Annotated in this window: 27 protein-coding genes and 1 tRNA gene; 11 read left to right on the plus strand and 17 right to left on the minus strand. The window is 65.7% G+C overall.

Going from position 1 to position 26231, the window contains the following annotated elements:
* Positions 1 to 8: 8 nt before the first annotated feature.
* Complete coding sequence (locus AB0P21_RS18665) at positions 9 to 1559, minus strand: SbcC/MukB-like Walker B domain-containing protein (protein ID WP_363698088.1); 1551 nt, start codon at positions 1557 to 1559, stop codon at positions 9 to 11.
* A gap of 72 nt (positions 1560 to 1631) precedes the next feature.
* Here AB0P21_RS18665 and AB0P21_RS18670 point away from each other — a divergent pair, with 72 nt between their 5' ends.
* On the plus strand, positions 1632 to 2180 hold the full coding sequence (locus AB0P21_RS18670; protein ID WP_363698089.1) for a Scr1 family TA system antitoxin-like transcriptional regulator: 549 nt from the start codon (positions 1632 to 1634) through the stop codon (positions 2178 to 2180).
* The gene (locus AB0P21_RS18675; RefSeq protein ID WP_363698091.1) at positions 2177 to 2389 is read left to right on the plus strand and encodes a DUF397 domain-containing protein; all 213 of its coding nucleotides are present in this window, start codon (positions 2177 to 2179) and stop codon (positions 2387 to 2389) included. Before AB0P21_RS18670 ends, AB0P21_RS18675 begins: the two co-directional genes overlap by 4 nt.
* Positions 2390 to 2558: 169 nt before the next feature.
* Here the strand turns inward: AB0P21_RS18675 and AB0P21_RS18680 are convergent, their stop codons facing one another.
* The 5 genes from AB0P21_RS18680 to AB0P21_RS18700 form a co-directional block, all read right to left on the minus strand.
* Complete coding sequence (locus AB0P21_RS18680) at positions 2559 to 2996, minus strand: Imm1 family immunity protein (protein ID WP_363698093.1); 438 nt, start codon at positions 2994 to 2996, stop codon at positions 2559 to 2561.
* Positions 2993 to 3748, minus strand: a complete 756-nt coding sequence (locus AB0P21_RS18685) for a DddA-like double-stranded DNA deaminase toxin (protein ID WP_363698096.1) — start codon at positions 3746 to 3748, stop codon at positions 2993 to 2995. Before AB0P21_RS18685 ends, AB0P21_RS18680 begins: the two co-directional genes overlap by 4 nt.
* Before the next feature lie 78 nt (positions 3749 to 3826).
* Positions 3827 to 4027: a hypothetical protein gene (locus AB0P21_RS18690; protein WP_363698098.1), complete on the minus strand. Its 201-nt coding sequence runs from the start codon at positions 4025 to 4027 to the stop codon at positions 3827 to 3829.
* Positions 4028 to 4389: 362 nt separating this feature from the next.
* Positions 4390 to 4722: a hypothetical protein gene (locus AB0P21_RS18695; RefSeq protein WP_363698100.1), complete on the minus strand. Its 333-nt coding sequence runs from the start codon at positions 4720 to 4722 to the stop codon at positions 4390 to 4392.
* An 82-nt stretch (positions 4723 to 4804) separates the two neighbouring features.
* Positions 4805 to 5002, minus strand: a complete 198-nt coding sequence (locus AB0P21_RS18700; protein WP_363698102.1) for a hypothetical protein — start codon at positions 5000 to 5002, stop codon at positions 4805 to 4807.
* 357 nt (positions 5003 to 5359) lie between these two features.
* On the opposite strand from AB0P21_RS18700, the gene AB0P21_RS18705 reads away from it, so the two are divergent.
* Positions 5360 to 6772, plus strand: a complete 1413-nt coding sequence (locus AB0P21_RS18705; protein WP_363698103.1) for a helix-turn-helix domain-containing protein — start codon at positions 5360 to 5362, stop codon at positions 6770 to 6772.
* A 1-nt stretch (position 6773) separates the two neighbouring features.
* On the opposite strand, the gene AB0P21_RS18710 is transcribed toward AB0P21_RS18705, so the two are convergent.
* Entirely contained in the window at positions 6774 to 7334 is a 561-nt protein-coding gene (locus tag AB0P21_RS18710; protein WP_363698105.1) for an NUDIX hydrolase, read from the minus strand.
* Here AB0P21_RS18710 and AB0P21_RS18715 point away from each other — a divergent pair.
* Together AB0P21_RS18715 and AB0P21_RS18720 are read left to right on the plus strand one after the other, a co-directional pair.
* Positions 7290 to 7808 (plus strand): DddA-like double-stranded DNA deaminase toxin, encoded by a 519-nt coding sequence (locus AB0P21_RS18715; protein ID WP_363698106.1) that lies wholly within the window; start codon positions 7290 to 7292, stop codon positions 7806 to 7808. The two genes, AB0P21_RS18710 and AB0P21_RS18715, sit on opposite strands and share 45 nt — an antisense overlap.
* A complete protein-coding gene (locus tag AB0P21_RS18720; RefSeq protein WP_363698108.1) occupies positions 7808 to 8251 on the plus strand; it encodes an Imm1 family immunity protein in 444 nt (147 codons plus the stop codon). Before AB0P21_RS18715 ends, AB0P21_RS18720 begins: the two co-directional genes overlap by 1 nt.
* Positions 8252 to 8686: 435 nt before the next feature.
* Here AB0P21_RS18720 and AB0P21_RS18725 read toward each other — a convergent pair.
* Positions 8687 to 8759, minus strand: a tRNA-Thr gene (locus AB0P21_RS18725).
* 80 nt (positions 8760 to 8839) lie between these two features.
* On the opposite strand from AB0P21_RS18725, the gene AB0P21_RS18730 reads away from it, so the two are divergent.
* The gene (locus AB0P21_RS18730) at positions 8840 to 10033 is read left to right on the plus strand and encodes an MFS transporter (protein ID WP_363698110.1); all 1194 of its coding nucleotides are present in this window, start codon (positions 8840 to 8842) and stop codon (positions 10031 to 10033) included.
* Here AB0P21_RS18730 and AB0P21_RS18735 read toward each other — a convergent pair.
* A complete protein-coding gene (locus AB0P21_RS18735; RefSeq protein WP_363698112.1) occupies positions 10005 to 11186 on the minus strand; it encodes an MFS transporter in 1182 nt (393 codons plus the stop codon). The two genes, AB0P21_RS18730 and AB0P21_RS18735, sit on opposite strands and share 29 nt — an antisense overlap.
* A 281-nt stretch (positions 11187 to 11467) precedes the next feature.
* Between AB0P21_RS18735 and AB0P21_RS18740 the strand changes: the two genes are divergently transcribed.
* Complete coding sequence (locus AB0P21_RS18740; RefSeq protein ID WP_363698114.1) at positions 11468 to 12157, plus strand: response regulator transcription factor; 690 nt, start codon at positions 11468 to 11470, stop codon at positions 12155 to 12157.
* A gap of 122 nt (positions 12158 to 12279) precedes the next feature.
* Here the strand turns inward: AB0P21_RS18740 and AB0P21_RS18745 are convergent, their stop codons facing one another.
* Positions 12280 to 12555 (minus strand): GNAT family N-acetyltransferase, encoded by a 276-nt coding sequence (locus AB0P21_RS18745; protein ID WP_363698453.1) that lies wholly within the window; start codon positions 12553 to 12555, stop codon positions 12280 to 12282.
* A 102-nt stretch (positions 12556 to 12657) separates the two neighbouring features.
* Here AB0P21_RS18745 and AB0P21_RS18750 point away from each other — a divergent pair, with 102 nt between their 5' ends.
* Positions 12658 to 14697, plus strand: a complete 2040-nt coding sequence (locus AB0P21_RS18750) for a family 43 glycosylhydrolase (RefSeq protein WP_363698116.1) — start codon at positions 12658 to 12660, stop codon at positions 14695 to 14697.
* 6 nt (positions 14698 to 14703) lie between these two features.
* Here the strand turns inward: AB0P21_RS18750 and AB0P21_RS18755 are convergent, their stop codons facing one another.
* The 5 genes from AB0P21_RS18755 to AB0P21_RS18775 form a co-directional block, all read right to left on the minus strand.
* Entirely contained in the window at positions 14704 to 15615 is a 912-nt protein-coding gene (locus tag AB0P21_RS18755) for a hypothetical protein (protein ID WP_363698118.1), read from the minus strand.
* A 92-nt stretch (positions 15616 to 15707) separates the two neighbouring features.
* Positions 15708 to 17642 carry a heparinase II/III family protein gene (locus tag AB0P21_RS18760; protein ID WP_363698119.1) on the minus strand — a complete coding sequence of 645 codons (1935 nt, stop codon included), beginning with the start codon at positions 17640 to 17642 and terminating at the stop codon, positions 15708 to 15710.
* A 233-nt stretch (positions 17643 to 17875) separates the two neighbouring features.
* Positions 17876 to 18700, minus strand: coding sequence for a carbohydrate ABC transporter permease (locus AB0P21_RS18765; protein ID WP_363698120.1), 825 nt, complete (start codon positions 18698 to 18700; stop codon positions 17876 to 17878).
* 1 nt (position 18701) lies between these two features.
* Positions 18702 to 19622, minus strand: coding sequence for a sugar ABC transporter permease (locus tag AB0P21_RS18770; protein WP_363698121.1), 921 nt, complete (start codon positions 19620 to 19622; stop codon positions 18702 to 18704).
* Positions 19619 to 20968, minus strand: coding sequence for an extracellular solute-binding protein (locus AB0P21_RS18775; protein ID WP_363698123.1), 1350 nt, complete (start codon positions 20966 to 20968; stop codon positions 19619 to 19621). The genes AB0P21_RS18770 and AB0P21_RS18775 overlap by 4 nt, the downstream gene beginning before the upstream one ends.
* A gap of 172 nt (positions 20969 to 21140) precedes the next feature.
* On the opposite strand from AB0P21_RS18775, the gene AB0P21_RS18780 reads away from it, so the two are divergent.
* Both AB0P21_RS18780 and AB0P21_RS18785 read left to right on the plus strand, forming a co-directional pair.
* Positions 21141 to 23429 (plus strand): glycoside hydrolase family 3 N-terminal domain-containing protein, encoded by a 2289-nt coding sequence (locus AB0P21_RS18780; protein ID WP_363698125.1) that lies wholly within the window; start codon positions 21141 to 21143, stop codon positions 23427 to 23429.
* 4 nt (positions 23430 to 23433) lie between these two features.
* Entirely contained in the window at positions 23434 to 24474 is a 1041-nt protein-coding gene (locus tag AB0P21_RS18785) for a LacI family DNA-binding transcriptional regulator (protein WP_363698127.1), read from the plus strand.
* Here AB0P21_RS18785 and AB0P21_RS18790 read toward each other — a convergent pair.
* The gene (locus AB0P21_RS18790; protein WP_363698129.1) at positions 24467 to 24961 is read right to left on the minus strand and encodes a helix-turn-helix domain-containing protein; all 495 of its coding nucleotides are present in this window, start codon (positions 24959 to 24961) and stop codon (positions 24467 to 24469) included. The genes AB0P21_RS18785 and AB0P21_RS18790 overlap by 8 nt on opposite strands.
* 55 nt (positions 24962 to 25016) lie before the next feature.
* On the opposite strand from AB0P21_RS18790, the gene AB0P21_RS18795 reads away from it, so the two are divergent.
* Complete coding sequence (locus tag AB0P21_RS18795; protein WP_363698131.1) at positions 25017 to 25532, plus strand: GNAT family N-acetyltransferase; 516 nt, start codon at positions 25017 to 25019, stop codon at positions 25530 to 25532.
* On the opposite strand, the gene AB0P21_RS18800 is transcribed toward AB0P21_RS18795, so the two are convergent.
* Entirely contained in the window at positions 25522 to 26217 is a 696-nt protein-coding gene (locus tag AB0P21_RS18800; RefSeq protein ID WP_363698133.1) for a GAF and ANTAR domain-containing protein, read from the minus strand. The two genes, AB0P21_RS18795 and AB0P21_RS18800, sit on opposite strands and share 11 nt — an antisense overlap.
* Positions 26218 to 26231 lie beyond the last annotated feature (14 nt).

Raw genomic sequence — 26231 nt, forward strand, 5'->3', positions numbered from 1 at the left:
TTGAGGAGCTAAGTCGGAACCTGGACCTCGTCGGCGCTCAGATCGTGACCGTCCCAGGTGAATCTGGCAGTCGTGACGGCGTCATCACCATCAACGGCGGTGACGAGCTGGTGGATCCCGATTCCGGGCAGCTCCGCATACGTGCACCACTCATGGTCCGAGGTCAGCATCAGATCGAGATCCAGCGCGGCCAGGAGCGCGAAGACCTGCCCGCGGTTGGCCGAGTCGACGCCCACGAAGACCTCATCGAGAAGAATCACGCGTGGTGCGTCCAGCACCGACTCGTAGTGCGCGGCGACCACGGCGAACAGCGGCAGGTGCAGGGCTATCGCCTTCTCGCCGCCCGACAGTGCGCCGTGCAGTTTTCTGGTCAGCGGTTGCAAGCCATCGCCTCTGCCCCGGTCGACCTTGACGACGAAGTGGTGCCAGGCGGTGTAGTCGAAGACCTGAGCGAGTTGTTCTGCCCAGGTGGTGGCAGTGTCGTCCGTTCTGGCCAGTTCCACCCGATCACGCAGGAACCGGTGGAGCGATTCGCGGTCGGCGTCGGAGAGGTCGGCAGGATTCTTGAGCAGCAACTGCCGTGCAGACCTGGTGCCGGCGGCGAGTTCGGGAGCAACCTGCCAGACCAGCTGAACGGCCACCTTGGAGGCCGTCTTGACCTGCGCGAGCCGGAGGTTCATCTTGTCGACCATCTCGTTCGCCTGCCTGATCCTGCTGGCCAAGTGCCGACGGGTGTCACCGGTGAGCGTCCGGTCGAAGAGTTCACGTTCCTGATCGGTGATCTCGAGACGGCTCTGATCGGCGTCGTGACGCAGTATCCGCAGGAGTTCGGCCGCCCCGACCCGCAGTCCGTCAACGATCGCCGCGAGCACCTGGACCTCTTCGTCGGTCTCGACATCGAGGTCGGCGCGTGAACGGAGAGTTTCACGGCACTCGTGGACACTTTGTGCCAGGAGCCGTACCGCGTCGGCGAGGTGATTGGGTGCGTGCGGAAGGCTTGGCCATGCCGCTGCGACCCGTCGTGCCGCGTCGAGGGCCGTGCGGACCCCGTCGGACCCCGCCAATCCGTCGTTGAACTCGGCGACATTCGGTAGATCGCTGTCCATCGGGAAGGTTCCGACGGTCAGTCGCCGAAACCGGCCGGCGGCATCGTCCCGGTGGGCTACGGCAGTAGCGTGGTCCGCGGTCGCTGTCTCGAGGCGGCTGCCCAGCTCGCCGATCTCCCGAGCGAGGTTGGTCTTCTGGACCACCGTGGCTCGCCAGATCGACCCGGGCGGCCGCACCCGCTGTCCGCCTGGCGGCCTTCCGTGCACTCTCGACCTGCTGCCGCGGATTGTCCATGTCGCCGACATCTGACCGATGTTCAGCAAGCGCGCCAGATCTGCTTGGTCACGCTTGAGCGCCTTTCTCGCCAAGCGGATCACTCGGCCGAGATCGCCGGCCATCAAGGCGGCGTGCCCGTCGGCCGAGTTCAATGCGGCGATGCTCCGGGAGGAAGCAGACACGACAGCTCCGGTGGCAACCGTGGCCGTGACGAGTCGCAAGAGGCGTTGTCGCATCTGTCATCGTGTAGGTGTGCAAGCTCTCAGACTGAGAGATAAAGTGCTGTCGATCCGCGAGACAGGAGTCGTATGAGTGAAGCGCGGGGCTCAACCGTTCCTCGGCGTCAGCTCGGCCGGCAGTTGCGAGAGCTTCCTCACCAGGCGCGGTTGACAATCTACGGCTCTGACCCAGAGCTCACCCAGTCGCTGATAGCCCGTGCCCGAGAGACGAAGGCAAAGGGCTGGTGGCACAGCTACAACGACGTCATCAACGAGGACTTCGCTGGCTGTGTCGGCCTGGAGGCGGCGTCCGACCTTGCCTGGTACGAGTCCGAGCTGATCCCTGGGCTGCTGCAGACCGAGGAGTACGCCTGGGCGATGCTGACTACCGAGCCACTGCCGTCCGGGACGCGAGACGACGAGACGGTCGAAGCCGTGCTGCGCCCGCCTGTCGGCGATGGAAAGTCGCTGGTTGGTCAGCTGAGCCATCTGTTGGATACCGGACACCGTCCCAACGTCCATATCAAGGTGATGCCGCACAGCACAGGCATTCACGCGGGCATCGTCTCCGGGCCCTTCGTGATCCTCCGGTTCCCACGCAAGTTCATCTCCACCGCATCGAAGGAGCTAACAACGTGAACGACCTCAGCGGCGCGGTATGGCGCAAGAGCAGCCGCAGCAACAACTCGAACAACTGTGTCGAGATCGCGCTTCTACCTGACGGCGGTGCGGCGGTCCGCGACACCAAAGACCATGGTGCAGGTCACACACTGCGGTACACCGCCGGTGAATGGGTTGCCTTCCTTGAAGGCGTCAAGGCTGGTGAGTTCGACCGGCCCACCTCGTAGCGCACGCGCTGCCTGCGCGCTCATTGACTGGATGGATCCTGGTAAAGGTTGGCGAACCCGTTGATGACGGCTTGAGGGTCGTAGCGGAGGTGACGGCCTACTCGCTGACCAGGTGGGCCGACACGTGGTCGACATCCCAGAGGTTGTCGACTAGATCGACCGCGATTCGTCACAGGTTCGAAGGCCATTCGGACCAGATTGGGGAGGTCGGTCGGTTGCCGTCTGATGCGAGGAACTCGTTGGTGGCTGTGCGGATGTCGTCGATGGTGATCTCGGAGTCTTGGGGGTACTGCTCGTCGTGGCCCATGTAGAAGTAGACGACTTCGTCGAGGTTGGACTGTTGGCCGACGGCGTACCAGGCGTTGTTGCCGGACATGTAGCGGATGGCTCCGACTTTGCGTTCGCCGTCGATGGCGATGCGGAGTTCGTGGTCCGGGAGGCCTTGGGGTGTGGTGTGGCGTTCGTTGATGTAGATGCTGGCGATTGTGTTGTCGCCGTCGTCGGTGGACAGGTCGAGGATCAGGGCGTCGATGTCTTGTGGACCGGTGATCTGGGTTGGGTTGGTGGCTTGGCCCCGCTTGTGGTTGGCGCGTGCTGTGTAGGTCATCGGCTGCTCCCGTCTTCTGAGGTGGGGTAGGTGCGTTTGAAGTTGTCGGGTGCGTAGATTGTCAGTTTCGCGCCTGGTGGGAGGAACCTCTTGAGGAGGTTCTCGCAGGAGAACTCTTCGTCGTCGCAGGGGACGTTGTTCAGGATCAGGCGTGCGTTGGTGAGGCCACGCTCTCGCATGAACATCGCGAACTTTATCTCGACGTGAGAGGTCGTCCAGAGACGGCCGAGTCCTAGTTCGACTGCGAGGTCGTCGGCCTGCTTGCGGTATTCGTCGAATCCGCTGATCCACTCATGACGCCGGCCTGTCTCGTCGACCCAGACACCCCGAGTCTTGTCCTTGGGTTTTCGTGCGGGTAGATCGCGCATGACCCGGCTGGCAGTTGGGTCGAACGGATCTTCCGGTTCGGGCTCCGATGCTCGTCGGCCAGGATCGCGCCAGGCGGCCGGGCTGGGGTGGGTGCGGTCGCTTCGGCCCGGAGCTGTTCGCTGACCGCTGACCATCTCCTGGACCCAGCCGCGCGCCTTAGACGGGGCGAGGGACAGGTGATGTGCGGCTTCTTCGCAGCGCCTCGCAGCTTCGTCCAGTTGCATCGCCGCCATCTGGGCACTCGGGTTGTTGCTCATGCCGCCAATCCACCCGGCCGACTCCCGATACTTACCTGCGCGATCGTGCAGATACGCCACGACCCGTGGAATCTCGTCCAAGGTGGCGAGCAGCTGCTGGGCGACTCGTTGTAGCTCTGAAGGCATGGCCGCCGCCTCGGCCGGCTAGATCTGGTCGGCGTAGCTGCGACATCCAGCCTCAGCGATCTGAAGCGCCTGGACGGCCTATTCGACGGACTTTCCCGCAGCATCGAGGACCGCGGAGATATCGCGGTCCGCGCCGGTTGCCGATCCACGGATCAGCGCCTGTACTTGCTCGCCGGATTGCTCAAATCGTTGCTTGAACCCAGCCAGGCTGGCAGCTCCTTGGCGGGATTGGTCGGCCAGACCATGGAGCTGCATCTTCATCTGCTCGACTTGCGACATAGCTACCTCACTTCTCGAGAGTGGTCGATCAACAGGCCCACCCGCCGTCCCTCGCCAGGCGATAAGGGACGGCGTAGATCAGGCCGGCGTGGTCTCCAACTGGGGGAGGGGAATCCCGGTGTTCGACACACCGCGGTCACTGCCAACGGATTCCGGTGTCGGGGAGGTTGGAGCGGCTGGCGCAGATCAGCCTCGTCCACTGATCCGCGCCAGCCGGTCTTTGAAGTCCCTGTCTGAGCCGCCAGGAGAAACAGGGGTGGGGACTCAGACAGGGACGTCGTGAGGACTGAACCGACGAGGGCGTGCAGAGATCGCACCGCACCGAGGAGATGAGGACGACGACTTCCACTGGTTCCGTCGGATCATGGAGTGGAGGCCGCAACGACGACTCGGGCGCCGGTCGCTCGCTCGAAGGTGTCCTTGACGTTGTGCGTGATTGCCAGAGCGGCGAAGTGAAGCCGACTCGGGATGACCACGGTCGTCACCTCGTATCGGTTGACTGCTGCGATCAGGGCTTCGAACGCGGCCGGTGTTGTGTCGGTTTCCTCGACGTAGGTGGTGCCCATCGCGAAGCCCTCGATCCGCGCGAACTCTTCGAGCTGGGACCTGATGTCGGCAAGTTCGCCATCGGTCATGAGCAGGTGCTTCAGTACATAGCCGAGCAGGAGCGGACGCGTGTAATCGACCTCGCTCAAGGCTCCTCGTCCTGCCACTGCCGGAACTTCGCGACTAGACGCCGCCAGAGCACCTCCCACCAGCGCCGACGGCGCTGCCCCTTCACGAAAGGTCTGCATCTGGTACTACCGTGCTTGCCGGCTCGTTCGTCACCCGAAGGCTGAGGAAGCGGCGTCGCATCGCCGCTTCGTACGAGGCAGCCGACTCCGGATCGCTGATGTAGTCGGCGATCAGGTGACCACCGAACCAGACGCACACCTTACGACTCGTCGGTAGGACAGGCTGGGTAGGACTCGTCATTCGCCACGCACCTCTCGCGCGATATCGCGCAGGATGAAGCCGTACAGCACGGCGGCGATGATCGTCAGCAGCCACATCTGGTGGTTCACGGCCCTCACGTCCCCGGTTCGGTTGATTCGTAGAGCACCACCATCCGACAGCGGACCGTGATGGGAAACCTCGTTTCCTCATATGCACATCGGGCGATATGCGCGACCTGCATACGGGCCCTGCGTCACCGGTAGTGTTGAGTTCGTGACGCGTTCCGAGCGGCGGCCCTGTCGTTCATGCGGCGCATATCTGGCGGCAGACAACCGAGGCGACCAGTGTGGGCCGTGTAGACGGCATGCCCCGGACCTTGCAGCTGATGCCCCTCGGTTGGCTGGTGACTTCTGGGAGGCGGCGGCGCTTGTTGAGGCCGCGACCGAGCGGCATTTCGGTAGGTTCCTCTTGGCTTATCGCAAGCTGCAGCATCCCGAACCAACGCAGGCGCTGGTCGGAAGATGGCTCGGACTGACACAGGGACAGGTAAGCCGGATCGAACGCAGCGCGATGCCCGTGCGTGATCTGGACAAGCTCGACCGTTGGGCACGAGCACTGCATGTTCCACAGCAGCTGCTGTGGTTCAGCTTGATGGTTCGCCCGACAGATCAGGGTGACGGAGCTGATCTGCCGAGCCCTTATGCACAACGCAAGCGCAGCGATGTCATCGGTGCATCCTTGTCGTCCGACAGCGGATCTATCGTGCGGGCACCAACGCCCGACGAAGGAGACGAAGTGCAGCGGAGACAGTTCATCAGGTCGGCCGGCATCGGACTATCAGCAGTCGGAACGAGCCTGTTGGTGGGTACCTCGCCGTACCCGAGTAAACGTACAGGGCGGGGGATTCCTGATGTCGGCACCGAGATCAAAGAGATGACCCAGGTGTTCCGCAGACTCGACAACCGTTACGGCGGCGGCCACAGCCGCTCGGTCGTGACCTCATATCTGAACTCAACGGTCGCACCATTACTCAAGGAGAACGCCGCGATCGATCGAGGCCGATCAGAGCTGTTCGGTGCCGCGGCGGAGCTCCACCACTTGGCCGGCTGGATGGCCTACGACACCGGTCAGCATGCCGATGGTCATCGCCATCTACGTCAGGCGTTGCGTCTGTGTCACGAAGCCGACAACGATGCACTCGCGAGTGAGATGTTGGCCGGTATGAGCCATCAGGCCGCATTCCATGGCGCACCTGATGGCGCTGTCGATCTCGCGCTCGCAGCTCAGCACAGCGCGAAACGATGCGGCTCGAAGTCCTTGCAGGCCGAGGCTGCTGTCATGGAAGCCCACGGCCTCGCACTGCAGGGCGACAAGGCCAGCTGCCTCGCCGCTCTGAGCCGCGCGGAGGAGGCTTTCAACCGGGCAGACGCTGAAGAGAGACCGCCCTGGCTCACGTACTTCGACCATGCCTATCTGGCTGCGAAATTCGCGCACACATTTCGCGACTTGGGCTTGCCCCACGAAGCCGAGCCCTTCGCTCGGCGATCTCTTGAGATGACCGAGGGGTACGAGCGAGGTCGTCTCTTCAACACAGCATTGCTCGCAATCATTCTGGCAGACCAACGCCGGCTTGAGGAATCCTGCGCGCTTGGAATGGAGGCCGCGACGCTAGCCAGATCCGTACGATCGATGCGAGGTACCAGCTATCTGCTGGACCTCGGCAAGCAACTCTCGCCGTACCAGGACGTCGCTGTCGTCAGCTCTCTGTTCGACGGCCTGATCGAGATCGGGATTTCACCTGGCGAATAGGTCAGCCAGTACCGAACGCGAGCACGTGCAGCAGGCCGACAAGAGATGCCGCGCCGACAATCTCGCCGGCCTCGATGCGTTGGCGGATCGACGCCAGAGGAACCCAGTCGATGCGTTCGGCTTCGTTGATGTCTTCCGGTTCACCGATGTAGTCAGCGCCGTCCGACACGAAGAGCAGATTCTCGGCGTCTGTTGTACCCACGGAGGGCTGGAGCGAGACCAGCGGCTTCACGTTCCTAGGACGCCAGCCGGTCTCCTCTTCGACCTCTCGCGCGGCAGTGACGCTTGGATCCTCATCCGGATCGACATATCCGCCGGGGAGTTCCCACACCCAGCGATCGATGATGAAGCGATGCCGCCACAGCATCAGTACGTTGTCTTGCTTGTCGTCGAGCACGATCATCATGGCGGCTTTGGGCATCCGGAGGACGTACTGCTCGAACTGCACACCATCTGGCAATTCCACCGATGCGATGCTCAACTGCAGCCGACGAGTGTCGTCAACCAGGCGCTCGCCGTGGATTTTCCACAGTGTGGGCTCTGTACCACCATCAGCTGTCACGCCACGACAGTATCAACGCACGTCCCATCCTCCCGCACACCGACCAGAGGATGTCTCCGGCCGGCGGCGCAAGCGAACTGGGGCAGTCGCCTTCTTGAACAACTACCCGTACGACTGGATCCCGGACACTGCGAGAAGGTCAGCGGTGCGTGGCGAGATCCCAACGGCTACGTCCAGCGCATGATCAGCGGGGTCGACCAATACCGTGAGATCGGCGATCAGTTCGCAAGAGAGCATCAGCTGGGCGATCCCCGGCACAGGCTGGCGGTGACATCGCACGTCGAGGTCAAGTCTGCACTGATCATGCGCGAACGCGGTCTCACCAACGAAACTATCGTGATCAACAAGGCCACCTGCGACGGCCGGTGGAGCTGCGAAAAGATGCTGAAAGAGTTCCTTCCACCGGGCTCGCGCCTGGTGGTTTACGGGCCGGACGGGATCGGACGGCCGTACTACGGAAAGGGTGACGCCTGATGGCGAACGTCGAGGCCTACTACAAGAACGGCGCTGGCGCGACGATGCTGTCGTCAGCCGCGGACGTCGATGCTTTGGTTGATGCCGTGTTGGCCCAGCCGTTCGAGAACTCGGTGATCGCGCTCTACTCCAATGATCGAGCGCTCACCGAGCAGGGGTATCCCGATCATGAACTACGCATTGCACTGTATGCAGAGGCCAAAGTCGGTGGTATCCGCTACGCCGGCAGCGACGGTACGACGCGAGGCGTCTGGTTCGTCCCCGGCGCACCTAGCGAGCGGGACGAGACCTTCTACTACTACCAGGGGCATGACGAGGGATGGCCGCAAGACTCAGAGGTCAGTATCGACCAGCTGCGTCAGGCGGTGCGGGAGTTTGTCGAGGGCAACGGCACGAGGCCGGCTGGCTTCGAGTGGACTGAGTGGCCGCAGGACATCAGCTGACACGAGAACCGGCGACCACAAGAAGCGGTGAGTTCCGTCCTGCAGGGGAGGTCGCGAGTTCGTGACCGACTGGACTAATGCAGCCCGCGAGCTCGTCGACGAGATCACTGCGGATGCGCCGGAGTGGCACGACGCGATCTGCTCCACACCTCGGCATCAACTGGAGCGGAGGTGGCGGCCGCCTGCACGATGTTAGGCGGAGCGTCCACGAACACGACCGGTCAGCAGCGGGAGATCTGGTGCCTAGGAAGACGCGGCGCCGACGTGCCGGGTTTGATCGCGCGCGCAGCGCGCAAGTGCGGGCGCAGCCCGCCAAAGGCAGGGTGGGCGGGAGCAGGCGGAGCTGCTGCGACGGAGGAGCAGTTGCGGAGCATGCGTGGGAAAGAAAACCAGGCCGATGGAAGATGCCTAGGAAGGCATATCCGCAGTTCAGAGGGCCGACGAGGGGACTCGAACCCCTAACCACCGCTTTACAAGAGCGGTGCGCTACCAATTGCGCCACGTCGGCTGGTGCACCGGAGTGCGGGTCCATCGTAGTGGATGGGAAATGGGAGGCGGGTGGGGTGGGTGGTGGGGGAGGGTGGGGGGATGGGTGCGAGGGGGGTGTTGCGGGGGAACAGCGGGTTTCGGCGGTTGTTTTTGGCTCGGGGGGTGTCCTTTTTGGGGGACTCGTTGGGGCTGGTGGCGTTGCTGTTGTTCATGGAGGCGGAGACGGGGGCGGCGCTGGCGGTGGCGTTGTTGCTGTTGGCGGGGGACTTCACGCCGGGGTTGTTCGGGGCGTTCGCGGGGGTGGTGGGGGATCGGGTTGATCTGCGCAAGGTGATGGTGGGGTGTGATCTGGCGCAGGGGGTGATGGTGGTGGCGATGGCGGTGTGGTTGCCGCCGTTGCCGGTGTTGTTGGTGTTGGTGGCGGTGCGGAGCCTGATGGCTCAGGTGTTTCAGGCGAGTAGTCGGAGTGCGGTGCCGGGGCTGGTGCCTGATGAGCAATTGGAGGCGGCCAACTCGACGTTGGGGGCTGGGACGTACGGGTTGGATGCGGTGGGGCCGTTGGTGGCGGCTGGGTTGTTTCTGGTGCTGGATGTGCGCGGGATCTTGGTGATTGATGCGGTGACGTTCTTCGTGTCGGCGGCTCTGTTGTGGGGGTTGCCTAGTTTGCCGCCTACCAATGAGCACAGTGGGGCGTCGGTGATCGCTGATGCCAGGGAGGGGTTGGGGTACATCTGGCGGACGAAGGCCGTGCGGGTGATCGGGCTCGGGTTCTTCGCGGTGGTGGCGTTCAGTGGGGTTGATGACGTGGCGATGGTGTTTCTCGCCAAGGACGAGTTGCGGGGTGGGGACTCGGCGGCGGCTGTGCTGTACGCCGGGGTGGGGATCGGGCTGGTTGCTGGGTATGCGCTGCTCACCAGGCATGCGACGCGGTTTGCGATGCCGGTGCTGCTGGTTGTCGGCTTTGCGGTGAGCAGTTTGGGGAATCTGTTCACGGGGCTTGCGTGGGCGATCTGGGCTGCGTTGGCGATGCAGACGATTCGCGGGCTGGGGATTGCTGCGCTGGACGTCGCAATCAACACTCACCTGCAGCGGGTGGTGCCTGCGGGCATGTTGGGGCGGGTCTTCGGCAATCTGTACGGCGCGATCGGGCTGGCGGCAGGGCTGTCTTATGTCTTCGGTGGGCTGTTGCTGGAGCACACCGATGCGCGCACGACCTTTGTCGCGGCAGGGGTGGGTGGGCTGCTCGCCACGGCGGCTACCGGGGTTACTTTGGCGCGTCGAGCTCGGCGATAGGTCGGCGCAGCGCCCGAGCCCCCGGTACTGCGATGAGCGCGACTCCTGCCATCACCAGGAAGGCTGCCAGCGGGTGGTCGACCAGTACGCCGACCGCGATCGCGACCAGCAGGCCGCCGAGGTTGCCTGCCATCCAGATCAGGCCGGCTGCGGTGCCTTCGGCCTCGCCCGTACGCCGTTCGACGAGTTCCAGCACGATCGGGAGAGCCGGCAGCAGCAGGAAGCCGATCACGGTGATTGCAATGAAGCCCATTGCAACGCCCGGCCACAGCGCGAGTGCGACACAGGCCAGGGCGGTGACAGACAAGCTTGCCACCAGCAACGCTGACTCGGCATGGCGGCGGACCACCAGGATCGGTACGACGGCGCTGCCGATGACTCCGGCAACGACATTGATCAGCAGGATTGTCGACGCGGTGCCGGCGCTCACTCCGGCCGGTTCGAGCAGTGCCTGGGAGAAGGTGGTCATGGCAACGAAGACGCCGAACGGGAAGATCGCCAGCACGCACAGTCGCCGGATCAACGGGTCGCCCCAGGCGGTCTGCAAGGCGCCGCGAGAAGGGCCGCGGCGCTCGACCTTGTGTTCGCCGGGCTTGCGGAGGGCAACGATCAGGTAGGCCGCGGCGAGCACCGAGAAGATTGCCGTCAGCCACAGCATGGTCGGGAGTTCGTTGCTGTCGGCGAACACCGCGGAGAGCAGGAAGGCGATCACCATGCCGGCGAAGATGCTCGCCGTACCAGCCGCGATTCCGGTCGGGCGGTCCTTCTCGGCGAGGTAGCGGCCGGTGATTCCGGTGACGGCGTTCAGTACCAGTGGTTGAGCGACCGAGGCAACGATCTGGCCGGCCAGCAGCCAGCCGTAGTCGTCGCCGCCGAGGCGCAGCAGGGCGCCGAGCGCGGTCAGTACGGCGCCGGCGATCAGGCCGCTGCGGAACCACTTGTCGAGAATCAACCCAGCGGGGATCGCGAGTACGACGTACAGGAGCGGGAAGACCTGGGCCAGCCAGCCGATCGCGTTCTCGGAGACGTCGTACCGCTCGGCGGCGACTGTGGTCACGCCGGCGAAGTTCAGCCAGACCAGCTGGGTCGCCGCTCCCACCACGGCGAATGCGGCGATCGCTCCCCAGCGACTCCGCAGTCGGACCTCGACCATCCCGTACTCCCATCCCCAAAGGCTTACCGAAGAGTAGCGTCCGGTGATCCGGTTCGGCGAGACCTCTCCGCGCACTGGTCTGACGGCCGGCGCCAAAAAACCATCGGTTTCAGAAATCGAAATCTGGGAATTTCATCAGTAATGGTCCATCGAAAGCGCACCTGGATATTGTGGACAATTGACTGAAGCATCAATTATCCATTGTGTCCAGCGTCACGTCGCGAGGCGGGGCGCGCGGAACTCCGGGGGCGGGCCGCGGGGAATTCGGCGATACTCGTGGGGTGCGAGTGCTGATTGCGGGTGTGGATCAGGAGTTCGTGGCAGCCACCGCGCGAGAGCTGCGCAGGTTGTCGATGGCGGTCGATGTCTGTGCCGATGGGAGTGCCGCGCTGGAACGCATCGGCCTGCATTCGTACGACGTGGTCGTGCTGGACAGCGAACTGCCGGAGGTGGCGGCCGACGACGTGGTCAGGAAGGTGGTCGCGTCGGGGGAAGGGCCGCGGTTGCTGTTGCTGACCCGGTCGGCGGAAGTGCTGGATCGGGTCGAGGGGTTGGCGATAGGCGCGGATGACGTGCTGTCGTGGCCGTTCGCGACCGTCGAGTTGGTGGCGCGGGTCCAAGCGCTCGGGCGCCGGTCGATGCGGGCGTTGCCGCCGGTACGCCGGTGGCAGGGCGTCGTACTGGATCTGCCGCGGCATCAGGCCAGTCGGGAGGGGCGGTTCCTACAGTTGTCGCCGAAGGAGTTCGCCGTACTGGATGTGCTGATGCGAGCCGCGGGCGTGGTGGTCAGCGCGGAGGAGTTGCTGGAGAAGGCGTGGGACGAGCACGCGGATCCGTTCACGAACGCTGTCCGGGTGACGATGATGACGCTGCGGCGGAAACTCGGTTCGCCGGCGTTGATCGAAACCGTTCCGGGGGTTGGATATCGGCTCCGGCGGACCCCGGAGACAATGACCGCGAAGTGCGGGTGAATGCGGGCCGGAGTTCGAACCTTCCGCCCCCGGAGGTCGATCCCCGGCCCGCCGGGCGTAGTGACGTCACCACTTCTTTGATTCAACACGACCAGGGCTATTGGCGGCATCAAGGAAATCCCTTATCTCACCCTTATGTCTTGGCCGAGGGTGATCCAGTAGCGCAGTACTGCGCTGTCGGGGCGCGGGTCGAGGATGCCGCCGTTGCGTTCGATGGTTCGCGCGGAGGCGGGGTTGCCGGCCAGGCAGATGAGGAGCACTCGGTCCATCCCGCGGGCCTGGGCTTCCAGCAGAATCTGGCCGAGGGCCCAGGTGGCCAGGCCGCGGCCTCGGGCTGAGGGGCGGATGCCATAGCCGATGTGGCCGGTGCGTTCGTTGAGTTCGTGGCGCAGAGCGATGCCGCGATCAGGGCCGGGGGCATTTCTTCAACGTATCAACGCGATGGCCGATGTCGGTCAGGTTGGTTGACCGGGGGTGAGGGGCGACGCAGCATCGGGCAGATGAGGATCCGTGGGTTGCTCGGGGTGTTGTTGCTGCTGGTTGGTTCAGCACAAGCGCAAGCACAGGCGGCGCCGGCGCCGGTGGTGACGATCGTCAACGGCGACGAGGCCGGGGCGACCGCGCGGTTCGTGCCGGGTGGTGACGCGGTGGACGCGCATGACGGGGAGATCCAGAAGTTCGGTTCGCGGTATTACCTGTACGGGACCAGCTACGGCTGCGGATTCGAGTGGCAGACGCCAGGGAGCCCGTTCTGTGGGTTCCGGTCGTACAGCTCGACCGATCTGGTGAACTGGCGGGACGAAGGATTCCTCTTCGATGCGAAGACCGCGGCTTGGCAGCAGCGGTGCAACGGCGCGACGTACGGGTGTTATCGGCCGCATGTCCTCTACAACGCCAGCACCGGGAAGTACGTGCTCTGGATCAACTCGTACGACGTCGGCGTCGGCTACCACGTCTTCACGGCGAGCTCGCCGACCGGGCCGTTCGTGGAGCAGGCGATTCCGAAGCTTGCCGTGAACAACGATATTCCACCAGGCGTCAACAACGGCGACCATGACGTGTTCCGCGACACCGATGGTACGGCGTACCTCGCCTACACCGACTGGCGAGCCGGCGGCGACATCATCGTGGAGAAGCTCGATCCGTCGTATCGGACCGGGACCGGGCAGCACGCGAGGCTCGGGGTGCGGTCGACCGAGGCTCCGTCGATGTTCAAGCGCAACGGCGTGTACTACCTGACGCTGTCGGATCCGAACTGCGGCTACTGCACCACCGGTACGTCCTACTTCCGGGCAGCAGCGCCTCTCGGGCCGTGGCAAGGGGCAACAAGCAACTCGGCGTGGCAGCTCAAAGATCAAGCGCTGCAGGTGACTGGCGGCGGAGTGGGGCTGAGCAAGGCCGGGGCGCAGTGGAGCGACTACGATCTGTCGTTCCGCACGACGCCACTAAAAAACGGCAGTTACGCCCAAGCAGGGTGGACTTTCAGGGCCACCGATGCGGGCACCGGCTATGTATGGATGCTGGGCAACTATCCGCATCCCGGCGCTGAGGGCGGCAATCTCACCAAAGCCGTGTTCCGCAACGGCTCGGTGCAGCGGCTGGAGGTGGTGAAGACGCCGATGCCGATCGTGAGCGGTCAGTCGTACGCCGTCCGGACGCAAGTAACCGGAAGCACCATCCGGACCTGGGTGGACGGCACCTTGGTGGACACCACCACCGACACCTCGTACGCCGCCGGCCGCGTCGGGTTCCGCGAGAGTGACGGTGAGAGCGCGCGGTTCGACGACGTACGGGTCACTGCAGCGGACGGAAGCTCTTTGCTGGCTGACGATTTCCAAACCAACCTCGAAGCTTGGTCTCCGCCCGCGGCCGCCGTGCAAGGCGTGAAGATCAGCACCGACTCCTGTGGCGGGCAACCAGCCGACGTCGCCGAGCTCCCCGGCGCCAACGGATCGACCTATCTCTACCAGAGCGACCGCTGGAACAACCGCGCTCCGAACGAGGCGCTGGCCACGCATCAGTGGGAGCCGCTGAGGTTCCGCGCCGACGGGTCGATCGAGCCGCTCGAGTGCGGCACCCGCTACGGCATCGGAGCGTTGACGGCAGACGAAGGCTTCCACTCGTACTGCGATATCGGAGCCGGCATTGCCAGGGCGCAGACGTTCACGGCAGCCAAGACCGGCGAGCTGAAGGAAGTTGCCTTCACCACCTTCCAGAAGGGACATCCGAACGCTTCACTGGAGTTCAAGGTGACCCGACTGGTAGCAGACGGTATGCCGGGCCAAACGATCGCCAGCCGCACAGTCGCAGAAGCGGACGTGAGCTGGTCGCCGTCGCGCATCGTCGTATCAGCCAAGGTGCAGGCAACCGCAGGCGAACGATTCGCGGTGGTAGCGAAGAGCGCGACGACCGGCGGCTGTTACGGGTTGGCCTACAACGACCATGATCCGCTAGCCGGCGGCGCCGCGCTCTACAGCAACGACAACGGAACTACCTGGCGGCAGGAGCAGTCCCGCGACCTCCGCGTGGACCACTCCTGACCGCGATCACTCGCCGGTGAGGTTGTCGATCTCGGGGGCCCAGCGGAAGTAGTGCGGGTCGTTGAAGGTGCCGGGCACCTTCCCGAGGCTCTTGATCACCGTCTCGGTGCTACCGACGTGGCCGAACTGGTACAGGTAGGCGGAGTTGGTGTCGCGATCGATGCCTAGGACAAGGGATCCGTCCGGACCACAGGGCGTGGCGATGAGCTGCTCGAAGACCTGCCAGGTGGAGCTACGGACCGTCCGGCCGTAGGTCTCCATCGGGTAGGTGCCGACCGGGACCAGTACCACCGACAGCGCACCCGCGCGGGTGTTCGTCAGGAAGGACTCGTAGAAGTCGTCGCGCCCGATCAGGGTCATCGACTTGACCGTGCTCAGCCCACCGACACCGCCGGTGTCGCGCCAGCCGCCGTTGCTCTCCAGGTTCCAGCGCTCGAAGGTGCCGGCGGTGTCCTGGGCGAAGAGCGTGGTCCGGGTGGGGCCGCTGACCTTCTGCTCGACCGACCGCTCGATCCAGCGGAAGTTCGACCAGCCGCCACCGACCCGGCGGTTGACGACCGGCTTGGCCGGGTCGACCTGGCCGTTGTCCTTGAGGTTGTAGGTGGTCTCGTACAGGGCGTCGCCCATCACCACCAGGCCGGACCGGGCCCGGGCCGCCTGCGGGGCGGGCACGTCGCGGAAGGTGCTGATGTGCTTGACCGAACCCGCCGGGAAGACGCCGGGGACGGACTGCACGGCGCTGACGCTGATCGGGGCGCCGGCCGTGATGGTACGAGTGGTCTGCGCGCCGGCCGTGGTGACCGAACCGAGGTCGAGTGTGCAGGCCGCGGTGGTGCCCGCCTGAGCCGGTACTGCGGTCGCGCCGAGCGTCACGGCCAGCGCCGCTGCACCCGTGAGCGCGATGGTCTTTCGGAACATGAGATCCCCTCCCCTGTGAAGAGCCCCCCTTTGTGGCCCTTGTCTGCTTAGAAGCCGCTCGGCCGCCAGAAGTTGGATATCTGTCTAGACCGTTATTTCACTCGGCTGATCGTTCCGTCAGCCTGTACTGCGACAGTCGTGCGCAGCTTGCCCACGGTGAGGTCGACGAAGACCGTCGAGCCGGTCGTGCGGGTCTTGTAGCTGACCGCGGCCTGGTAGTCGGCCGGGACGATGACGGACAGCACGGTCGCCGACTTGCCATTGCGGTTGAAGCTGACCGTCGAAGCCGGCTGCTTCGTGTTCGTGCTCGGGTAGTGCCAGCCCTGGACCGGATCCTCCTGGCCGCGTGTCACCTTGGTCGCGTCAGCCGGAAGCGCCGCCTGGTAAGGGATTTGTAGCAAGACGGTCTTCACCTTGTCGGCCGGGTTCATCGCGACAGTGGTCGTTGGCGAAGAGACAGTCACCTGCTGGCCGATCGGCAGGTGCCACTGGGTCTGGAACTCCTGGTCCTGCTCGGAGGTTGCCCGGTCGAGCGCGACGATCAGGTCCGGGTCCTTGAGCACCAGCACCGACCGCTTCCGCGACATCCCTGGCCCGGGGGTGTCAGACAGCTCGTAGAACTCCGAGGTCGGTTTGATGTCCGAGCGGACCAGCTTGGTCTCGGTCGCCCGGCCGGCCATCAGCGGGCTGGACATCACGTTGTGCGCGGACTCGCTCTTGGCCCAGCTGCGCCACTTGTCGACCTGGTAGCCGGCGTGCCCACCGTCGACCAGGATCTCGCGGCCGTGCGAGGTGTAGGTGATCGACATGTGGTCGTCGTGGCCGTGCAACGTGCGGGCCGGTCCGAACCTGATGCTGTACGTCGACTCCTGGGCGAAGGGCCGCTGTTGGCCCCAGCCGGTCCGGCCGAAGATGTACCCGGCGTCATAGATCGCGATTCGCTCGGCGGGCGGGCGCCCTTTCGCACCAAGGGTTCCGGCGTACTCCATCGGCGTACCGGGGAACAGCGTGGGCGTCTTGAGCCGCTCGGAGTCGCCGAGCTGGTGCAGCTTGCCGAAGGAGTCGGTGGCCATCGCGATGAAGTTCGCGAGCCCGGCGCGGCGGGCCTTGATGGTCGGGCTCGGGTCGGCGCCGCACTCCTGCAGGGCCTTGATCGCGCGGCCCCACAGCGTGTAGTTGAAGATCGCGTAGCCGGTGGACTGCTCGTTGGTCGCGCCCTGAGCGTCGATCGACACGGTGATCGCCCGGGCCAGCCGTCGCTCGGCGAGAGTCTTGTAGGACTCGCGGCCCAGCGTGCAGCCGATCCCGAACATCGCGATGCTCTCGTCGGTGCCGTGGTTGCCCTCGCCACCCCAGTTGATCTCCATGAACCTGGCGTGGTCCAGCAGCGACTGGTCCAGCCAGGCGTAGGCGGCCGGCAACATCTTCACCTTCAGGCCGCTGAGAATGGCCTGCCGGGTGCAGATCAGCACGTTGGTGCGGTGCATCGTCGCCTCGTGCGCGCCGACGTCGCCCTTCCAGTCGTACGGGTTGTCGTTCACCCAGTCGTGGATGATCGTCGTCACCCGGGCCATCGCCTTCTTGTCGCCGGCCCGCGCTGCCTCGATGCCCTGCCCGAGCCAGCGCAGCGAGTGCAGCCACATGTACCAGCTGGGCTGGTTGTACGGGTTCGAGCGCCAGTTGATGTCGCCCTTGCCGTTCCCCACCTGGTACGCCGGATGCACGCTCCACTGGAAGGTGTCCTCGTACAACCGGGGCAACGGGTTGGGAGTGTCGATCCCGCTGTACTGCGGACAGGCGTACGTCGCCGGCTTCACCTGGCCGGGTTTGGCCGGAGTGGTCGGCCTGGTGGCGCTCGGGATCGCCTTGGAGCCGACCTTCGCCGCGTGTTCGGACCGGGGTCCCCAGGCGGTCTGCGGTGACAGGACCACGCTGATCAGCGCGATCACCACGACGACGATTCCCGCCGTCAGCAAGGGCAACCACTGCCTGCGGGGGAGCCCGCCCAGGAGCCGTGGGGGAGTCATGCCGTCCTCACTTCGTTCAGGTCTTGACAGTTCTGGTCTAGACCGGTATTGAGGGCGGGCGTGGCCCTGGAAAAGTTGGGGATTGGTTTTTTGCTGCTACGAGATAGACGTCTGAACAGGCCCGGAATGTTGTGGCCGCAGGCAAGAAAAAAAGAAGCTCGAAGTGAGGACATGGTGAACCCCCGGTCTGCTAGGAGCAGGCCGGGGGTTCGGGTACTACGGGGGTTACGGGGTCAGCGGCTGAAGCCCGCGGTGAGGCCGCTGAGCAACTGCCGACGGCCGAGCGCGTAGAGGATCACGATCGGGAGCGTGGTCAGCACGACCGAGGCGAGCACCGCCGGGACGTTCACGGAGTACTGGCCCTGGAAGCTCCACAGGGCCAGCGGCAGGGTCCGCTTCTCCGGGCTCTGGGTCAGGATCAACGGCAGCAGGAAGCCGTTCCAGACGCCGAGGCCGTTGTAGATGCTGACCGTGACGAGGGCCGGCCGGGTGAGCGGCAGCGCCAGCATGCGCAGCATCCCCCACTCGGTCGCGCCGTCGACCCGCATCGACTCGAACAGCTCCTTCGGCACGTCCCGGATGAAGTTCGTCAGCACCAGCACCGACAGCGGGATGGAGAACGCGATCGACGGCAGGATGATCGCCAGCAGGCTGTCGTACAGCTGCATCTTGATGATCAGCAGGTAGACCGGGATGATCGTCGCCTGCAGCGGGATCGCCAGGCCCATCAGGAACAGTCCGTTCGCGCCGGCCAGGAACCGGCTGCCGGCTCCGCGGACGATCGCGTACGCGGCCATGAACGCGATCGCCACGGCCGGGAGGATCGTGCCGGCCGTGACGATCACGCTGTTCACGAAGTACCGGGGGAAGTCGGACTGGATGACGAGTTTGTAGTTCTCGATGGTCGGGTCGGCCGGTAACGCGAACGGGTTCTGGATGAAGAAGCCGGCCTGGTCCTTGAAGCTGGAGACGACGATCCAGTACAGCGGGATCAGCACGATCACCAGCCACAGCCAGCCCGCCGTGCCGCCCAGCCAGTTCCGCCGGATCAACCGCATCTCAGGCACCTTCCTGCTGGCTGGCCGTGGTGCTGCCGCCGAGCCGGCGCAGCAGGAGGGCGAGGGCGAGACCGATCAGGACCAGCAGGACCGCGATCACGCTGGCCGGTCCCATCAGGTTGGCCTGGAACCCGCGTTTGTACATGTCCAGCGCGAGCACCCGGGTGGCGTCACCGGGCCCACCCGCGGTGAGCACGAAGATCAGGTCGAAGAAGGTCAGCGAGCCGACCACCATCAGGGTGGACGAGGTGATGATCGTGTACTTCAGCTGCGGCACGGTGATGGAGAAGAACTGCCGGATCCGGCCGGCCCCGTCGATCGAGGCGGCCTCGTACATCGTGGTGGGGATCTGCCGGACGCCGCCCTGGTAGATCAGCGAGTGGAACGGGATGAACTGCCAGGAGACGACGAAGATCACCACGCCGAGCGCGAGGTGGTCCCGGCCGAGCCAGTCCTGGGTCAGGAACTCCAGGTGCAGGCCGGCGCCGAGACCGAAGTTCGGGTCGAGCAGCGCCTTGTAGGTGATCGCGATCGCGGCCGAGCTGAGCAGCAGCGGTACGAAGTACAGGACGGCGAGCAGGGCGCGGTAGCGCTGCCGGCCGGCCAGGAAGACGCCGAGCAACAGGCTGATCGGGGTCTGCGCGGCCCAGGACAGGATCATGATCTCGAACGTCACGAACAGCGAGTGCGGCAGCCCCGGATCGCTCAGCACCGTGCGCCAGTTGGCGAAACCGGCGGGGTGCAGAGCGCCGAGGCCGTCCCACTGGACGAAGCTGAGCAGCAGTACTCCGACCAGCGGGACGACCCCGAACACCGTGAAGATCGCGAGGGCGGGGAGGGCCATCCACGCGACCGAGCCGCTCCGGCCGGCGTGCGAGGGCGTCCGCCGCGCCCGTACGACGGTCGGAGCGGCCGCCGTCACTTGCCGATCACCTTGTTCATGTTGTCGGCGAACTGCTGCGGCGAGATGGAGAGCTGGAACAGCTTGGCGATGTTGTCCAGCAGCGTCTCGGCCGCGGTCGGGCTGAGCGCCTGGTCCCAGGACTGGGCGAAGACCTTCGCCTTGCTGGAGGTGTCGTAGACGAACTTCAGCCACTCGGCGTCGTTCTTGTCGGTGACCGAGCCGAGCTTCTCGTTGGAGCTCTTCACCACCGGGATGTTGCCGCTCTTCACCCAGGCGTCGACCGAGGCGTCGTCGAGGGTGGCGGTGGCGAGGAACTTCTTCGCGACGGCCTTGTCGGCGTCGCTGGCCTTCGAGGAGATCGACAGGTACTGGCCCGGGTTACCGACCGTGCTGCTCGGGTCGCCCTTGCCGCCGTCGACCGGCGGGAAGTTCATGTAGCCGAGGTGGCCGTCGGTGACGAACTTGCCGCCGTCGGCCTTCATCCCGCCGTAGGTCCAGGCGCCGTGCACCATCATCGCGGCCTTGCCGGTGTAGAGCAGGGCCTGGTCGGCGTTGGAGTCGGCGGTGATCGAGGAGAAGCCCTTGATGAAGCCGTTCGCCTTGATCAGCTTCTGCATCTCCTCGAGGGCCTTCAGCGCCGACGGGTCGGACCAGCCGTTGGCCTTGCCGTCGAAGATGTTCTGGAAGACCTCGCTGCCGCCGATCCGGTCGAACAGGAACTCCAGCCACATCATGTTGGTCCAGCGCGACTGGCCGCCGAGCGAGAACGGCGCGATGCCCTTGTCGTTGAACTTCGGCACCAGATCCAGGATGTCGCCCCACGACTGCGGCGGCTCGGCGCCGATCTTCTCGAACGCGGTCTTGTTGTAGTACAGGACGATCGGCGTGGTGGTCTCCACCGGCATCGCGTAGATCTTGCCGCCGACGGTGGCCGCGCCGAACGCGGACGGGAAGATCGAGTCCTTCAGCGCGGCGTTCTCGCCGAACCAGCTGGTCAGGTCCTCGACCTGGCCGGCGTCGACGTAGCTCTTCAGGCCACCACCGCCCCAGCCCCAGATCAGGGTCGGGCCCTGGCCGGCCCCGATCGCGGTCTTGATCTTCTGCTTGAAGGCGTCGTTCTGGAACGTGTTCGTCTTCAGCTGGGTGCCCGAGTTGGCCTCGTTGAACCGCTTGACCTGGGCTTCGCGGATGCCCTGCTGGGGCTGTCCGGTGAGGTACCAGTACGAAGCGCCGGTACCGGTGGCTTCGCCGCCCGTCGTGCCGCCGGTGGTCTTGGGGCCGGATGTCCCGCAGGCGGCGAGGCCGGCGGCCATCGCGGCGCTGCCGGCGGACAGGCGAAGGAAATTGCGCCGAGAAGTCGTCATGTTTCGTAACGTAGATTTCGGGAGTATTGCTGTCAAGGGCTTGAAGAGTCCGTATTTATGAGTCAGATTAAGACATATGGGTGACGACGGAGTAACGAAACATTTCGAAACTATCGCTTGGCGTGATGTCTCGTTACCGGCTGAAAAGCGTGCCGAACTGCTCTTGCAGGCGATGACGCTGGCGGAGAAGGTCGCCCAGCTCGGCAGCCGCTGGGTCGGCAACGACATGGCCGAGACCGAACAGCCGGTCGAGGAGCAGCTCAACGTCGCGCCGATGCAGGACGTCTTCGCCGCGGGCGGATCGATCTCGCTGGAGGATGCCAGCCGGGACGGGCTCGGCCAGCTGACCCGGGTCTGGGGCAGCGTGCCGCTGACTGTCGAGGAGGGCGTCGCGGAGGTGATTCGCCAGCATCACGTGGTGCTGGCCGGGTCGCGGCTCGGCGTACCGGCGCTGGTGCACGAGGAATGTCTGACCGGCTTCACGACGTACGGTGCAACGGTTTATCCGACAGCGCTGGCCTGGGGCGCGACCTTCGATCCATCGCTGGTCGAGCGGATGGCGGCGGCGATCGGGCGGGACATGGCCGCCGCTGGTGTGCAGCAAGGGCTGTCGCCGGTGCTTGACGTAGTACGGGATTATCGGTGGGGGCGGGTCGAGGAGACGATCGGCGAAGACCCTTATCTGGTAGGGATGCTGGGCTCCGCGTATGTGCGCGGGCTGCAGAGCGCAGGCGTGATCGCGACCCTCAAACACTTCGCCGGGTACTCCGCCTCGCGGGCCGGACGCAACCACGGACCGGTGTCGATCGGACGGCGGGAGCTGCTCGACATCCTGCTGCCGACCTTCGAAATGGCCATCTCCACCGCCGATGCGGGCTCGGTGATGACCTCGTACTCCGACCTGGACGGGCTGCCGGCCGGCGCTGATCCGTGGCTGTTCACCCAGGTACTCCGCGACGAGTGGGGCTTCCCGGGCACGGTCGTTTCGGACTACTGGGCCGTGCCGTTCTTGGCCAAGATGCATCGGGTGGCGGCCACCGTCGACGATGCCGGAGCGCTGGCCCTTGCCGCAGGCACCGATGTCGAGCTGCCGGACACGATCGGCTTCGGGGCCGGGCTGATCGAGCGGGTCGAGTCGGGTGAACTCTCCGAGGACCTGATCGATCGCGCGGTCCGCAGAGTCCTGCTGCAGAAGGCGCAACTGGGTCTGCTCGATCCGGACTGGACGCCGGAAGGTTCGGTCGCGCCTCGCGACTTCGACTCGGCGGAGAACCGTGCGCTGGCGCTCGAGTTGGCCGAGCGGTCCGTCGTCCTGCTCGACGCCGGGATCGCCTTGCCGCTGGAAAGCCTCGAGCTGCGCAAGATCGCGGTGGTCGGGCCGACGGCCGGCGATCCGCGCAGCTTCATGGGCTGCTACGCCTTCCCCAATCACGTCCTGCCGCGCTACCCGGATCGCCCGATGGGCATCACTGTGCCCACCCTGTTTGATGCCTTGGGCAAGGAGTTGCCCGGGGTCGAGCTGGTCCACGAGCACGGGAGCGCTGTGCTCGGTGAGGACCGGTCCGGCTTCGCTGCCGCGGTCGAAGCGGCGCGAGGCGCCGACCTGGTGATCGCGTGTGTTGGCGATCTGTCCGGCTTGTTCGGCCAGGGATCGTCCGGGGAGGGCTGCGACGCGGAGGATCTGCGGCTGCCCGGCGTACAAGGAGAGTTGCTGGCGGCACTGCTCGACTCTGGTACTCCGGTCGTCGTGGTGGTCGTCTCCGGTCGGCCCTACGCCTTGGGAGATGTTGCCGGGCGGGTGGCTGGGTTGGTGCAGGCGTTCTACCCGGGCCAGGAGGGTGGGTCGGCGATCGCCGGTGTGCTGAGTGGGCGGATCGTGCCCAGCGGCAAGCTGCCGGTGCAGATCCCACGGCAGCTTGGTGGCCAGCCGGGGACCTACCTGCAGCCTCCGCTTGGGAGCGTGGAGAGTGCAGGCATCAGTGGGTTGGAGGCGTCGCCGCTGTATCCCTTCGGATTCGGGGCGTCGTACACGAGCTTCGAGGTCGACGATCTGCGGCTCAGCGCGGACGAGATCGCGACCGACGGCACGTTTGAAGCGACCGTTCGGGTGCGCAACACCGGCACGCGAGCCGGTGACGAGGTCGTCCAGCTCTACCTGCACGACGTGGTCGCGCAGGTGGCCAGGCCGTTGAAGATGCTGACCGGATTCGCCAGGGTGTCGTTGCAGCCAGGCGACTCGGCGGAGGTCGCCTTCCAGGTGCATGCCGACCGGACCGCTTACAGTGGGCCCGATCTGCGACGCATCGTCGAGGCGGGCGAGCTCGAAGTACTGGTGGGGACTTCGTCGGCTGATCTGCCGTGCCGCGCGACCGTGCGCGTCACCGGTGCGACGCGGGTGGTGGGCCACGATCGTACGATGATCACGCCTGTCGAGATCCGCCCGACAGGACGAGAAGGGTGAGGAGGTGCCGCGCTTGACCGGCCGTGTCACGTTGGCCACCGTTGCCGCCACCGCGGGAGTCTCGGTCGCGACCGTCTCCAAGGTTCTCAACGGGCGCAGCGACGTCTCCGAATCGACCCGTGCCCGCGTGCAGGAGATCCTGCGTGAGCACGAGTACGTCGGCCGCCGGCCCGAGCAGGTCGAGCGGATCACGGTCGAGTTGTTCTACCAGGGATTCCTCAACAGCTACTCGGTCGAGGTGATCCAGGGTGTGGTCGAGGCAGGGCAGGCGGCTGATGTCGATGTCGTCCTCGGATCGCGGCCGCTGCCGACTGCTCCCCGGAGTACGGGGCGGGCGGCGCAGTGGATCCGCGAGCTGACCGCGACCGGACGGCGCGCGGTCATCGGGATCACCTCCGAGCTGACCGATGCCGACCTCGCCGCGTTGTCGCGGGCCCGGTTGCCGCTGGTCGTGGTCGATCCGATCAGCATCGCGCAGCCCGACGTGATCAGCGTGGGATCGACGAACTTCGCCGGTGGGATGGCCGCGACGCAGCACCTGCTGTCACTCGGGCATCGGCGGATCGCCTACCTGGGCGGGCCGCCGAGCTCAGGCTGCAACCAGGCCAGGCTGAACGGCTTCCGCGGCGCGATGGAGGCCGCGGGGGTCGCAGTACCGAAGGAGTATGTCTGGCTCCGCGAGTTCCTGTACGACGACGGTCTGGCCGGCGGCGCCGCGCTGCTCGACCTGCCCGAACCGCCGACCGCGATCTTCGCCGGCAGTGACGAGACCGCCCTCGGCCTGATGGAGGCCGCCCGGGCTCGGGGGCTTCGGGTCCCTGAGGACCTCAGCGTCATCGGCTTCGACGACACCCAGGTGGCGCGCCTCGCATCGCCGCAGTTGACGACCATTCGCCAGCCGCTGCGTGACATGGGCGCCGTCGCGCTGCGGACCGCGTTGCAGTTGGCGGCCGGCGAGAAGGTCGACTCCCATCACGTCGAGCTGGCGACCCGCTTGATCGTCCGCGACTCCACGGCCGAGCTGGCCCGCGTCCCCGTCAGCTGACCGCGCGGGGAGTTGCTCCGGGGCCGGGGCGGAAGGCGACCTCGCGGGGCGTCGGGACATGGCCGGCATCGCACTGGAGAGTGACCGTCACCGCGCCGCCGCAGCCTCGATGCTCGGGCAGCAACGGCGGGCCGTCGTCCAGCGGTAGGTACTGGTCGCCCCACTGCACCAGCGCGACCATCACCGGATAGAGGTCGAGACCGGCCTGGGTCAGCCGGTACTCGTAGCGTTCGCGTTGACCCGGGGTGCGGTACGCCTCGCGGCGGAGCAGTCCGCGATCGATCAGTGACGCCAGCCGGTCGGTCAGCACTTGGCGCGGGATGATCGCGCGGGCTCGGATGTCCTCGAATCGCCGGACGCCGACGAACACCTCACGCAGCACGTGGAAGGTCCACTTCTCGCCGAGGATCTCCATCGTGCGGGAGATCGTGCAGTTCTCGGTCGACCAGTGCATGGCCTCCGGTACCGCGTGCTCTGCTGTGCTCATGGTTCGAGGATAAGTCTGCTTGACAGACTCAGCCAAGTCGGGCCAAGCTGAATCCGTGAATCAGACTCAGGTGATCGAGCCGCCGGCCACGCATCAGCTGGTACTCCGGCCGGCGGGTGGCGCGGATGCGGCGTCGCTGTCGGAGATGTTGCTGGGGCTGCCGGAGTGGAGTCTCTACATGCGCTTCCAGACCGCGATCGGGAGTCCGCCGCGGCCGGAGTTGCTGCAGCAGATGCTCGAGCCGAACGGCGCTGCCTGGGTCGCCGAGCGCGACGGCCGGGTGATCGGTCACTCGATGTGGGCGTGGGTCGCGGGCGTCGAAGTACCGACTGTGGAGTTGGCCGTGATCGTCGCCGAGGCGGAGCAGCGCCGCGGGCTCGGCGTACAGCTGATGACGGAGTCTGGTCGGCACGCCTTGGCGGCCGGCGCTGGTCAGTTCCTGGTGATGGTCAGTGCGATGAACGACAAGGTGCTGCGGATGGTCCGGCGCCGCTGGCCGAGCGCGCGGGTGGAGCGCGACGGCGCGCTGCTCAACTTCACCGTCCCGGCGGCCGACTTCTTCACTGGCTGACCGGTGGCAGTTTGCGGGTGTCGATGAGCTGCTGGGCCACGTCGCGGAGCTTGGTGTTGCTGTCCTGGGAGTAGCGGCGCAGTACGCCGAAGGCCCGGTCGGCGTCCAGGTCGAAGCGCTCCATCAGGATGCCCATCGCCTGGCCGACCAGCTTGCGGGCGTCGACGGCCTGGGCCATCGTCTCCTCGTTGCGGGCGTTCGCGACGGCGATCGACGCGTGCCGGGCCAGGATGTGGCCGATCGCCAGGTCGTCGGAGTCGAAACTGTTCGGTTGCTCGCCGAACAGGCTGAGCACCCCCACCGGCTGGCTCGCAGGCATCAGTGGCAGGTGCAGGACGCTGCGGATCCCGATCGACGCGGTGAGCGCGGCCCATTCCGGCGACCAGCGGTCGTCGGTCGTCGCATCGGCGACCGAGACGGGGGTGCGGCTCTCGAGGCTGGCCATCAGCGGGCCCTGGCCGCTGTCGAGCTGCAGTTGGTAGAGGCGGGTGATCACCGGGGCCGTGACCGCCGCGATCACCGGGGTCTGGCCGCGCTCGATCAGCACCAACCCGGCGTACCGGCAGGACAGGGCCTGGCGGGCGAACTGCACCGCGGTCTCGACGGTCTCCGCCACGCCGTCGGAGTCGTGGAGCTCCACGGCCAGCTGCGCGAAAGCATCCGCCGTGGGGTGCTGAGAAGACATCCGTCCGTTTCCTC

This window comes from Kribbella sp. NPDC056861 (genome assembly GCF_040687575.1).
In the GTDB taxonomy this organism is placed as follows: domain Bacteria; phylum Actinomycetota; class Actinomycetes; order Propionibacteriales; family Kribbellaceae; genus Kribbella.